Raw genomic sequence first — 11850 nt, 5'->3', positions numbered from 1 at the left:
TCAACAGGACGCGGCCGTCAGGGCAGGGGCGTGGCCAGGGCCAGCGCCTCGGCCGCGCAGCCGGGGTTGCGCGCGCCCGTCGCACGCACGGCGGCCAGTTCCGCTCGCGCGGCGATCAGGTCGGCCTGAAACGCGGGCTGGGCGGCGGCGGCCTGAAACACGGCGCGGCCCAGTTCGTCGCCGGCGGCCACGTCGCGCGGATAGTGCATGGCGCAGACCAGTCGGCTGCGGCCCAGTTCGTCGCCCATGCGGCGGGCGGCCTCGGCGCGGGCCGGATCAAGGGCGGCGAAGGCTTCGCCATAGACGGCGCCGACGGTCGAACTGCCCGATGGATAGGAGGCGCTGCGTCGGCCCGCCTCGGTCAGCCGCTGGCAGGCGTTGCGCTGAAGATCGTCGCCGACCGGGCGGGGGCGATGGGCGCGGGCCTTGACCCTTTCGGCGACGGTGTCGGCGTCATGAAACAGCCGCTGCATCAGCCGGGTCAGCTGCGGAACGGCGGCCGGGTCCAGGCGCGCGTCCAGGGCGCAGTCGAAATGCTGCAGCGCCAGCGGCGGGCGCAACTCGGCGTGAGCCGTGGCCAGCAGCCAGCGGTCGGTGTCTTCCAGGGCGATGAAGCGGGCGGAACGGGCCTTGTCGTCCAGATCTTCGGCCGAGCCGGGGGCAGGCGGCGGGGGACGGCGTCGGCCAGGGCGGCCACGACGGTTTCGTCCAGATAGCCCGCTGCGACAGGCGCGCGGGCGGCTTCAGGCCGCAAAGCGGCGGGCGTTCCGGCGCAGGCGCTTAACAAGACGGCCAGGACAGCCGCCGTCGCCACGGCGCGCGGGCCGCCCGGTGCGCGCATCAGGCCCCGGCGCTCCAGGACAGCTGCACCGAGGTCAGGCCGTCTTCGCCCGGCGACGCGACGACCTGGAGGCTGGCCCCATTGTCGCCGGATGCGGCGGCGCCATAGGCGCGGGCCTCGCCCTGATTCATGGCCATGATCGAGGCCAGCCCCGCCTGCTCAGCCCGCTGGCGATAGAAGGCCACGACGGCTTCCGGGTCCGCATCGGTGCTGAAGGTGATCAGGCCGCCGGGCCCGCTGGGCCCATTGGCGGCGATCGGGGCGCCGTCAGCCTGGGCTCCGGGGTAGACGACGGCGAAGGCGGGCGCGCCGCGGATCGCCCCGGCCGAGGCCGGGGACGTGCCGCCAGTCGAAGCGGGGGCGGGGCGTCTGAAGCGGCGGCCGAAGCGGCGTCCGGCTCGAACGAGCGGGCCGCAGCCTCTTCGCCCTGGGACGCAGCGGGACCGTCGCACGCCGCCAGCCCGATGCTGAACGCCAGGACCCCGATCGCCACGCAACGCCTCATTCCCACTACATCCTTAATGTCGCTAATGGGGCGCACCGTGGCCTATCCGTGCGGCGGCAGCAAGGCGGTTCAACCGGTAGGGGCGTCGACGTCGTCGCCGGGCTGGCGGGTGGACTTGCGCGCCTGTTCAGGCCCGCCGGCGGGGCGCGTGGCGGCGTCGCGCGCGGCCACGCCTTCGCGGGCGAGCGCGTCGTTGATGACGTCCTGGTCCGGATCAATCTCGGAGCCCGACGCCGAGCCGCCCCGCAGGGAGCCGGCGCGGGTGTCGGAGCCCGAATCAGTGCCCTCCAGCGCCTTGTTCAGCGCGTCGCGCAGGTGGCCGCGATCGGTCTTCTCGCCCATGGCGGCGGCTTCGCGGCTTTCGTCGTTTTCGGTCTTGGGGTCGGTCATACAGATCTCCCGTGGCTGGACCAGAAACAAGCGGCCGGGAGGCGGGGCGGTTCCGTCGGGCCTGCGCGCGGGCGAAGCGGGCAAGAAAAAGGCCGGAAGCGTGCGCTTCCGGCCCTTGATGCATCCGGCGAGCCGGAGGCGTCTTCTTATTTGCCGAACAGCTTGGCCCACTGGCGCGGCTCGCGCTTCTTCCACGAGTCGCGGTGATAGGCGTCCGAACCGATCAGCGGCACGACGGTGGTGGCTTCGGCGTAGACCATCTGTTCGTAGGTGGTCGAAACCTTGCCCCACGAGGCGGCTTCCTGCAGCGTCGAGGACGAGCAGGCGCCGTCGCGCACGTCGGCGACGGTGATCTGCACGGCGTATTTGTGCATCTCGGCGTCTTCACCGAGGATCTCGGCGCAGACGACGGTGTCCTGGGCGAAGTTCTTGGGCACGCCGCCGCCGACCATGAACAGGGCCGTGGTGCCGGCCGCGATCTTGATGTCGGTCAGTTCGCGGAAGTCCGCGACCGCGTCGATCATCATGTACGGCTTGCCGGCTTTGGCGCGTTCCTTCTGGTGCTTGACCAGGCCGAAACCGGCCGAGCTATCGACGAAGGCCGGGCAGAAGATCGGCACGCCCTTCTCATAGGCGGTCTGGATCAGCGAGCCGGGCTTCTTGGCGTTGCCTTCCGACAGCCACTTGCCCATTTCCCAGATGAACTCGCGCGAGGAATAGCCGCGCGGCTCCAGGCGGTTGGCGATCTCATAGATCGCGTTGTCGCAGTCCTGCAGTTCTTCTTCGTCGATGTAGGTGTCGTAGATGCGGTCGATGTAGTTGTCGCGCAGGATGTTGTCGTCGACCGGGCCCGCAGCCTGATAGTGCTTGTAGCCAAGCGCCTCGAAGAAATCCATGTCGACGATGGAGGCGCCGGTGGCGACCACGGCGTCGATCATGTTGAACTGCACCATGTCGCGATAGACGTGCATGCAGCCGCCGGCCGAGGTCGAACCGGCCAGGATCAGCCACGGCGAGCAGGTCTCGTCTTCCAGGGCCATGTTGAAGATGTCGGCCGCGCGGGCGGTGTCGCGCGAGCTGAACGACATCTTGCGCATGGAATCGATGATCGGGCGTGCGTCGAAGCTGGTGATGTCGACGTGCTCGACGGTGGTGGCCAGCAGTTCGGCTTTTTTGTTCGACTGAACGGGAGCGTTCATTTCAGCGGTTTCCCTCGGATTTGAGCGCCCGTCGTCAATAAGGAACAGCGGCCCGGACGGAGCGACGGGCCGCTGCTTGTACCAAAGCCTTGAGACATTTTTCAGTTCAAGGCGGGGTGTTGTGGATCAGCGCTTGCGTTTGCGCTGGCCGGCCTTGCCCTTGGGACGCGACAGGCGAACGATCTTGCGAGCGTTCTCCTCGGCCGTGGTGCGCACGGTCGGGATGGAGCGCGGCGCCAGGCCGTACATCGAACCCATCGGGGCGTCCGCGACCACGGCGATGTCATGCTCGCCATAGCCGTTGAAGCCCGTCGTCATGGCCACGCCATAGGCGCCCAGCATGCCGATCTCGATGAAGTCGCCTTCCTGGACATCGGCGGGCAGCCAGAACGGGCCCGGCATGTGGTCGATGCTGTCGCAGGTCGGACCATAGAAGCGGAAGGGCTTCAGCTCCGACGAGGAATCGCCGTCCCGGACCAGCTTGGTCGGGAAGGGCCAGCGCGAGTGGGTGGCGTCGAACAGCGAGCCGTACGACCCGTCGTTCAGATAAAGGGCGTCGCCCTTGCGCAGGTCCACGCGGCACAGCACCGACGACGATTCGGCCACCAGCGCCCGGCCGGGCTCGCACCACAGCTCGGTCGTTTCCGACACCGGCATCTCGTTGAAGCCGCGATGGATGGCGTCGGCGTATTCGCTCAGGTCCGGCGGGACCATGCCCGGATAGACCGACGGGAAACCGCCGCCGACGTCGACGATATCGACGAAGACGCCCGCCTTCTTGATGGCGCGGCCGACCTGGGTCATCGCCGCCTCATAGGCCGAGGGGCGCATGCACTGCGAACCGACGTGGAACGACACGCCCATCAGCCCGTCCTGAACCGCCTGGCGCGTGGCCAGCAGCAGGGCGGGCGCCTGATCCGGCGTGACGCCGAACTTGCCCGACAGCGAATAGGCGGCGCCGTCGGCCGACACGCCCATGCGAACCACCAGATTCAGGTCCTCGGCGTGGCCGGTGGCCTCGAGGATCTTGTTCAGTTCGTCATGGCTGTCGAGCACGAAGGTGCGCACGCCGTGGTCGGCGTAGGCCGCACGGATGGCGCCGCGGCTCTTGACCGGGTGCATGAAGGCCAGACGCGCGTTCGGGCTGACCGATCGAACCAGTTCGATCTCGGCCAGGGACGCGACGTCAAACGCGTTGACGCCCTGTTCGACCAGAGTCTCGATGACCCAGCGCGAAGGGTTCGCCTTCACCGCATAGAAGACGTCGGCTTTCAGATTATCCTGGAACCACTGCGCCGCTACGGCAACGGAGCGAGGACGCACGAGTGCGACCGGACGCTCCGGGGACCGCTGACGGACCAGGTCCAGGGGAAACTGGTACGTGTGCAACGCACGTAACCCCCTGATGATTGTTAAACCCAGACCCGGCGTTAGCGGCGCAAGTAGGACCTACGGGGTCCGCCGGAACGCGCGATATGGGGGCATTGGCGTGTCATGTAAAGCGGAAATATTGCGGCGCGGTTCCCCGATCCGCAGCGGCGATGGCGTCCCACGGTCTGCATCGGGCCGCCCGACGGCGGCTTGGCCGAGACGGGGCCGGCCCGCTTGCCCTTCTGCTTCTATATGGGGTTGCCCGGGCTGACGCGGCTTGGGCGCGGCGTCCCGAACATGGGGCCGGTGGGGGCCGCGAGGCGGCGCTGCGCGGCCGGGGCGATCGGGTCGAACGGGCGGCTTCTAAGGCGGAGGCCCTGTGCTGAAAAGGCTCACCCACTGGACGTAATCGACGCAGACATGCCATTAAGACTTGCCCTTGCGCCCATCTCGCGTCATGCGGCGCCCCTTTGTCGCAACCTCATCCATGGGTTCATGAGTTCTTCAACAGCCGCCGTCGCCTCTGTCCGCGACGTCTCGAAGACCTACGGGGCCAGAAAGGCGCTCGACGGCGTGTCCGTCGAGGTCGGCGCCGGTGAAATGGTCGCCCTGATCGGTCCTTCAGGGTCGGGCAAGTCCACCCTGCTGCGTTCGATCACGGGTCTGCACCCGATCGATCCCGGCGGGACCATCTCGGTTTTCGGCGATGTCGTTCAGCAGAACGGCCGCGTCACGGGCGCCGTGCGCCGTGCGCGCGGACGGCTGGGCATGATCTTCCAGCAGTTTAATCTGGTGGGTCGGCTGAGCCTGTTCTCCAACGTCATGCTGGGCGCGCTTGGCCGTCTGCCCGCGTGGCGCGGCCTGTTCGGCGTCTGGCCGGGCGCGGACAAGGACAAGGCCATGGCGGCCCTGCATCGCGTCGGCGTGTCCGAATACGCCGCCCAGCGCGCCAACACCCTGTCGGGCGGCCAGCAACAGCGCGGCGCCATCGCCCGCGCCCTGGTTCAGGGCGCCAAGGCCATTCTGGCCGACGAGCCCGTCGCCTCGCTGGACCCGGTGTCGGCCCGCAAGGTGATGGAGCTGCTGGTCGAGCTGAACAAGCGCGACGGCCTGGGCGTCATCGTCACCCTGCACCAGGTGGACTACGCCATCCGCTACTGCGACCGCGTCGTCGCCCTGCAGAAGGGCAAGGTGGTTTACGACGGGCCCTCGACCGGCCTGGACACTAAGCGCCTGATTGAAATCTACGGTCCCGAATACGAGGACGCGTTCTGGGAAGCCAAGGCATGACCCATTCCAATTGACCCGCCGGATGCTGGGCCTGGCCGCCGGCGCGGCCCTGGCCGTCAGCCTCGCGGCCTGCGGCCAGGGCGACAAGGCCGGCGCCGCCAAGGGCGCGCCGTCCGAGATCAGCTTCGCCATCCTTCCGGCCGAGGGACAGGCGTCCTCCGGTCCGCTGTGGCAGCCGCTGCTGGACGACATGACCAAGGCCGTCGGCGTGCCGGTGAAGCCCTATTTCGCGTCCAACTACACCGTGCTGGTCGAGGCCATGCGCGGCAATCAGATCCAGGCCGCCTGGTTCCCGGCCAAGACCGCCATCGAGGCGATCGAACGCTCCAAGGGCGAGGTCGTCGCCCGCATCGTCGACCCCGAAGGCCGCGATTCCTACCAGTCGACCCTGATCGTCAAAAAGGCTCGGGCATCACGCTGGACGACGTGCTGGCCTGCGGCAAGAAATACGACTTCGGCATCGGCGACGCCCTGTCGACTTCGGGCACGCTGGCGCCGATGACCTTCCTGTTCAATCCGCACAATGTCGTGCCGAACGAGTGCTTCAAGACGGTGCGCACGGCCAACCATCAGGCCAACTCCTTCGCCGTGGCCAACGGCCTGGTGCAGGTGGCGACGTCGAACACCATCAACACCGTCTTCATCGGCCGCTCCAACCCGCAGATCGCCGCTCAGCTTGAGGAAATCTGGCGCTCGCCCCCGATCCCGGAGGCGGGCATCGTCATCCGCGAAGACCTGGATCCGGCGATCAAGGAAAAGATCCGCGGCTTCTTCCTGACCTATGGCCGGGGCGAGGGCGCCGAGGCCGAGCGCCAGCGCAAGATCCTGAAGGACCTGAACTATTCGGGCTTCAACCCGGCCGACGAATCCTATCTGAACCCGGTCCGCGAGATGATCGCAGACCAGACCCTGACCGAGGCCAAGGCCAAGGGCGACGCCGCCGGCGCCGCGCGCGCCGAGGCTGAACTGCAACGCCTGCGTCGCCTGCGCGAGGTCCAGCCTTGACCGACGCTTCGCTTACCGCCGCCGCCGGCATTCCCAAGGCGCCCGCCAAATCGGCCGGCGCCTGGGCGCTGGACATCCTGATCTGGGGCGGTCTGGCCGTCCTGCTGCTGATCAGCATCGAGGCTGTGGATCTGGGCAATCTGTCGCGCCTGATCACCAACTCGTCCAATATCCAGACCTTCGCCGCCGACCTGCTGCGCCCGAACTTCGCCGACTGGCGCCTGTTCGTCGGCAAGATGTGGGAGACGATCCAGATCGCCCTGTGGGGCACCTTCCTGGCCATCTTCCTGGGCGTGCCCATGGGCCTGGCCGCCGCGCGCAACATCGCCCCGGTCTGGGTGGTGCAGCCGGTGCGCTGGATCATGAACATGCTGCGCTCCATCCCCGATCTGGTGATGGGCCTGCTGTTCGTCGTCGCCGTGGGCCTGGGCCCGCTGGCGGGCGTGCTGGCCATCGCGCTGAACACGGCGGGCGTTCTGGCCAAGCTGTTCTCCGAAGCGGTCGAGTCGATCGACAAGGGCCCGGTCGAAGGCGTGCGCGCCACCGGCGCGTCCAAGCTGCACGAGATCGTCTGGGGCGTGATCCCCCAGGTGGCGCCTCTGTGGACCTCTTTCGCCCTCTACCGTTTCGATCGAACAGCCGCTCGGCCACCGTGCTGGGCCTGATCGGCGCGGGCGGCATCGGCCAGGTCCTGTTCGACCGCATGAACGGTTTCGCCTTCCGCGACGTTTCGGCCGTGGTCATCGTGGTCATCGTCGCGGTGACCCTAATCGACTTCCTTTCGCAGGCGATGCGTCGACGTTTGCTCTGACTGTCACAAAGGTCTGGCCGGACCGTCACACTCTCCTGCTTTAAGCGTCGCACACTGACGACTGGAGAAGGTCCGGCCATGATCCGCACACTGAAGTTTACGGCCTGCGCGGCCGCCCTGCTGGCCCTGGCGGCCTGCGGCGACAACGAGGGCGGCGCCCCGGTTCGCAGAAGGCCCGCACGGGCATCTGGGCCGCCGGCTCCTCGACCGTCTTCCCCTTCTCCACCCGCGTGGCGGAAACCTTCTCCCGCAACGGCGGCGGATCGTCGCCCCGGGTCGAGGCCCTGGGCACCGGCGGCGGCATTCAGGCCTTCTGTTCGGGGATCGGCCCGTCGACCCCGGACATCGCCAACGCTTCGCGCCCGATGAAGGCCAGCGAGTTCGACCGCTGCGTCGCCAACGGCGTCACCGACATCGTCGAGCTCAAGATCGGCTATGACGGCATCGTCGTCGCCACGGCCCGCACCGGCCAGAGCTTCAACCTCGAGCCTCAACGACCTCTACGAGGCCCTGGGCAAGGACGTGCCGGGCGCCGACGGCCAGTTGATCGCCAACCCGGCCAAGACCTGGAACGAGGTCAACAAGGCCCTGCCGGCCACCCGCATCCAGGTCTATGGCCCGCCGCCGACCTCGGGCACGCGCGACGCCTTCCTGGAGCTGGGCATGGCGCCGGGCGCCAAGCTGATCCCGGCCGTCGCCGCCATCGAGAAGCAGGACAAGACCCGCTTCGAGACCATCGCCCACACCCTGCGCGAAGACGGCGCCTGGGTCGACTCGGGCGAGAACGACAACGCCATCGTCCAGACCCTGACCCGCACGCCGGGCTCGCTGGGCGTGTTCGGCTTCTCCTTCCTTGAGCAGAACATGGACACGGTGAAGGCCGAGACCATCGACGGCGTGGCCCCCTCGGTCGCCACCATCGCCGACGGCTCCTATCCGCTGGCCCGCAGCCTCTACATCTACGTCAAGAAAGCCCACATCGGCGTGACGCCGGGCCTGGAACAGTTCGTACAGGAGTTCATGTCCGACGGCTCGGCCGGTCGCGGCGGCTATCTGCAGGACCGCGGCCTGGTGCCGCTGCCCGCCGACCAGCTGGCGGCCGAACGCGCCAAGGCGGCGGCCATGACCTCGATGTCGCGCCCGAACTAAAGAGCGCCCCATCCCAAAAAAGGCCCGGCGAGTCTCCTCGCCGGGCCTTTCATTTGCAGGCGACTGCTTAGAAGTCGGCGGTCAGGCCCACGAAGATGTAGCGACCCATCGCGTCGTAGGTTTGCGGATAGGTGTTGTTGTTGCCCGTCGTGCCGACGCTGTAGGACAGCGGCGGATCGCGATCGAGGATGTTGTTGACCCCGGCGCGCAGGCGCAGGTTCTCGCGAACCTGCCAAGTGCCGGCTAGGTCGAGGTAGTTCTGGGCGTCGAACGAGCCGTCCAGGCGATCGGTCCCGCCCAGATTGTCAACTCCGCCGTAGTAGCGCCAGGTCAGCGAGAGGTCGCTGCTCCACGGCGTCTGCCAGGTGACGCGAGCGCGGTGACGCCATTCGTTCTTTGGCGTGCCGCATTCATTGCCGAAGAAGCCCACGCAGTCATACGGGGTGACGCCTTCGCCCGGATCGGTCTCCAGCTTCTCCAACCACGAACCGACGAAGTTGAAGGCCAGCTTGCCGTATTCGCTGAGGTTGAACCGCTCCAGCTCCAAGCCGTAGTTGACGTTCACATCGACGCCGGAGGTTTCCAGCCCGCCGATGTTGGTGTTGAACGCCTCCACATAGCCGCCGGTGGTCCACAGGGTGCCGATATCGCTGCGGACGATGCGGGCGCAAGCGGCCGGGTCGTCATTCTCATAGCAGCGTTCCAGGGTCACCAGCGGATCGATGATGTCGATCCGGTCCTTCAGCTTGATCGAGTAGTAGTCGACCGAGATGTTCAGCCCGGGAGCGAACGACGGCGTGAACACCGTGCCGATGGTGAAGGTGTCGGCGGTTTCCGGCGCCAGGTCGGGGTTGCCGGCCTGCAGGAAGTTGTACTGACCGGCCGGGCTTTCCAGCAGGCCGCCTGCGTCCGTCGCCAGACCGTACTGGGCCGTAGGCACGCCGGTGGCGACGCACTGCGCCAGGCTGGCCGTCGGGTTCGGGCCGCAAGGATCGCCGTCGGAGTCGAACAGGTTCAGGCCTTCCGGCCGGAACAGTTCGACCACGTTCGGCGCGCGGGTGGTGCGGGCGAAGCTGGCGCGGAAGCGGATGTCCTGCACCGGCGCCCAGTCGAGGCCCAGGCCATAGGCGTCCGAGTTGAACTTGTCGTAGGTGGACCGACGATAGGAACCGTTGATGGACACCTGCTCGGCCAGGGGCTGGCCCTCGATCAGCGGCATCCGGAACTCGCCGAACAGGTCGTAGACCTGAACCGAGCCGGAGACGTTCGGGGTGGGTCCGCCCTGACCGGCCAGGTCGCCGGTCTGGAAGGCCACGTCCGAAGCGGCGTCGAGCTTGTCACGACGGTACTCGGCGCCGAACGCGACCTGCAGACCCTGTTCGGCCCAGGGACTGGCCCAGCCGTACTTCGTCAGGTCGCCGGTCATGGCGGCCGTCAGAACCTGCTGCTCGGTCTTGCCGCGCTGAAGGCCGGCCACCTGGATGTAGTTCAGGGCTTCCTGCGTCACGCCGTCTGGCGAGTAGAGGTTGTAGGGCACGCAGGCGGCGTCCACCGGAGCCAGCGGGCCGGTCGGGCCATCCGGATCGATGGCCGAGACGCAGGCGGCCTGACCCGTGGCGGGGTCGATGGCGACGTCCAGGGCGCGGCCGATGCGGATGTTGGAGAACTCGTTGCGGTAGATACGGCTCAGCTGGACCTTCGAATAGGTCGCCGCGATGTCGTAGCTCCACGCGTCGTCCAGGTCGCCGCGGATGCCCACCACCCCGCGATAGTTCTGCGAGCTGATGTCGTCCTGACGGCCGCCGCCTTCGACGTTGCGTCGGCCCACCAGAACCTCGACGGTTTCGACGCCGGCGGCGCACCCGAGACCGGCCGCCTGAGCGGCGCTGAGCAGGGGTTGTCGCAGCTGATGTTGTAGCCGCCGTTGGCCGAGGTGCCGCCGCCGAAGAAGATGCCCGACGGGGCGATCTGGGCGATCGTGCTGTAGTCGCTGAACGACAGGCTGGTGAAGGCCTCGATCTTGTCGTTGACCTGATAGTTGCCGAAGGCCCCAGGGTATAGCGCTCATCGGGGCGCTGGAAGTGGTTCAGCGGCCCGAAGTTGTAGGCGTCGTTGCCCGTGTAGTTGCGGAAGCCGCCGCCGTCGGCCACGGTCAGGTTCGCGCCGTTCTCCAGCGACAGGAAGCGGCCGGTGGCGTTGGTCGACGAGCCGCCGCAGGTGAAGTCGTCCCCGGCTTCACCGCCCAGCGAACAGGCCGAATAGTCGCGATCGCGGCCCAGGATCTTGTTGTTCTTACGCCAACCGGCGTAGGCGGTCAGGTTGCCGCGATCATCCGGGGCGTTGACGCCCATGGCGATGGTGACCTCGCGGCTGAAGCCGTCCATCACATTGTCGTCGGGCAGTCGGAACTGCGACGGGTTGCCGCTGGCGCGGCCCTCAATGACGCGGCGCAGGTTGCCAGGGCCGTCATAGTCGTTGTTGTGCTGGTTGAAGCCGTACTGCGCGTCGATCTGCAGACCTTGGAAATTCTTGCGCATGATGAAGTTCACGACGCCGGCGATGGCGTCTGAACCGTAGACGGCGGCCGCGCCGCCCGTCAGGACCTCGACACGCTCGACCAACTGGCCCGGAATCTGGTTCAGGTCGGCGGCCGTGTCGTTCGGCGAGCCGTAGCCCATCCGGCGCCCGTCGATCAGGACCAGCGTCCGGTCAGGTCCGAGCGCGCGCAGGTCCACGCTGGCGGTGCCCGAGGCGCCGTTCGAGACGGTCGAGTTCTGCGCCGCGAAGGCCTGGGGCAGCTGATTCACCAGGTCTTCGACCCGAGTGACGCCCTGAACGTCGATGTCCTCGCCGGTCACCTGGGTCACGGGGCTGGTCGTAGTCAGGTTGGGCTGAGGAATGCGTGACCCGGTGACGATGATGTCGCCCACTCGGGCCGCTTCTTCCTGGGCCGACTGCGCGGCGGCCGGGCCCGCGAAGGCCGCGATCGTCATGCCTGTGATGATCGTTGATGCAAGCAAATGCTTGCGATTAATGAAGGTACTCAAAGGAAGCCTCCTCTTGTCTGCCCTGTCCTATGGGGTTCCCAAGGACTTTATCGATCAGGTCTTCGACATCGACATCGTGAGCATTGATAACGGATCAATCTCGATCAAATGTTAGGCGCGTTATGTCAGTCTTCGCTATGTCAAAGGCGATGGCGGATATAACGAGGTCTTCTGTGTCTCTAATTGAGCACATATCAGCCGCATTGATGTCAGATTTGATTAGGCCGACTAGGGAGCGTTTC

The 11850-nt window shown here is 67.2% G+C and carries 11 protein-coding genes and 2 pseudogenes; 7 read left to right on the top strand and 6 right to left on the bottom strand.

Annotated elements, in window-relative coordinates; genetic code table 11:
- Positions 1-17: 17 nt before the first annotated feature.
- The 5 genes from V8F63_RS02800 to V8F63_RS02780 form a co-directional block, all read right to left on the bottom strand.
- Positions 18-560, bottom strand: coding sequence for a hypothetical protein (locus V8F63_RS02800; protein WP_392354440.1), 543 nt, complete (start codon positions 558-560; stop codon positions 18-20).
- Between the two features lie 280 nt (positions 561-840).
- Complete coding sequence (locus V8F63_RS02795) at positions 841-1293, bottom strand: hypothetical protein (RefSeq protein ID WP_392354439.1); 453 nt, start codon at positions 1291-1293, stop codon at positions 841-843.
- A gap of 122 nt (positions 1294-1415) precedes the next feature.
- Positions 1416-1736, bottom strand: coding sequence for a ribonuclease (locus tag V8F63_RS02790; RefSeq protein ID WP_392354438.1), 321 nt, complete (start codon positions 1734-1736; stop codon positions 1416-1418).
- A gap of 146 nt (positions 1737-1882) precedes the next feature.
- On the bottom strand, positions 1883-2935 hold the full coding sequence (locus V8F63_RS02785) for a deoxyhypusine synthase (protein ID WP_024355263.1): 1053 nt from the start codon (positions 2933-2935) through the stop codon (positions 1883-1885).
- Between the two features lie 126 nt (positions 2936-3061).
- Entirely contained in the window at positions 3062-4324 is a 1263-nt protein-coding gene (locus V8F63_RS02780) for a type III PLP-dependent enzyme (RefSeq protein WP_134581677.1), read from the bottom strand.
- 477 nt (positions 4325-4801) lie between these two features.
- Between V8F63_RS02780 and phnC the strand changes: the two genes are divergently transcribed.
- The 5 genes and pseudogenes from phnC to V8F63_RS02755 all read left to right on the top strand — a co-directional run bounded on the left by phnC (position 4802) and on the right by V8F63_RS02755 (position 8561).
- The gene (gene phnC, locus V8F63_RS02775; RefSeq protein ID WP_025978649.1) at positions 4802-5596 is read left to right on the top strand and encodes a phosphonate ABC transporter ATP-binding protein; all 795 of its coding nucleotides are present in this window, start codon (positions 4802-4804) and stop codon (positions 5594-5596) included.
- Between the two features lie 22 nt (positions 5597-5618).
- Positions 5619-6098 carry a PhnD/SsuA/transferrin family substrate-binding protein gene (locus V8F63_RS02770; protein ID WP_392354437.1) on the top strand — a complete coding sequence of 160 codons (480 nt, stop codon included), beginning with the start codon at positions 5619-5621 and terminating at the stop codon, positions 6096-6098.
- Positions 6023-6601 carry a PhnD/SsuA/transferrin family substrate-binding protein gene (locus tag V8F63_RS02765; protein WP_392354436.1) on the top strand — a complete coding sequence of 193 codons (579 nt, stop codon included), beginning with the start codon at positions 6023-6025 and terminating at the stop codon, positions 6599-6601. Before V8F63_RS02770 ends, V8F63_RS02765 begins: the two co-directional genes overlap by 76 nt.
- A pseudogene (gene phnE, locus V8F63_RS02760) lies at positions 6598-7412 on the top strand (phosphonate ABC transporter, permease protein PhnE). The gene V8F63_RS02765 and the pseudogene phnE overlap by 4 nt, the downstream one beginning before the upstream one ends.
- A 78-nt stretch (positions 7413-7490) precedes the next feature.
- Positions 7491-8561, top strand: a pseudogene (locus V8F63_RS02755) (substrate-binding domain-containing protein).
- Positions 8562-8628: 67 nt separating this feature from the next.
- Here V8F63_RS02755 and V8F63_RS02750 read toward each other — a convergent pair.
- Positions 8629-10389, bottom strand: a complete 1761-nt coding sequence (locus V8F63_RS02750; protein ID WP_392354435.1) for a TonB-dependent receptor — start codon at positions 10387-10389, stop codon at positions 8629-8631.
- 253 nt (positions 10390-10642) lie between these two features.
- Here V8F63_RS02750 and V8F63_RS02745 point away from each other — a divergent pair, with 253 nt between their 5' ends.
- Both V8F63_RS02745 and V8F63_RS02740 read left to right on the top strand, forming a co-directional pair.
- Positions 10643-11131, top strand: a complete 489-nt coding sequence (locus V8F63_RS02745) for a hypothetical protein (RefSeq protein WP_392354434.1) — start codon at positions 10643-10645, stop codon at positions 11129-11131.
- 328 nt (positions 11132-11459) lie between these two features.
- The gene (locus tag V8F63_RS02740; RefSeq protein WP_392354433.1) at positions 11460-11723 is read left to right on the top strand and encodes a hypothetical protein; all 264 of its coding nucleotides are present in this window, start codon (positions 11460-11462) and stop codon (positions 11721-11723) included.
- The last annotated feature ends 127 nt before the right edge of the window (positions 11724-11850 follow it).

The organism is Brevundimonas sp. LF-1, assembly GCF_037055305.1.
Taxonomy (GTDB): Bacteria; Pseudomonadota; Alphaproteobacteria; order Caulobacterales; family Caulobacteraceae; genus Brevundimonas; species Brevundimonas sanguinis.
This window is presented reverse-complemented; position numbering and strand designations above follow the sequence as displayed.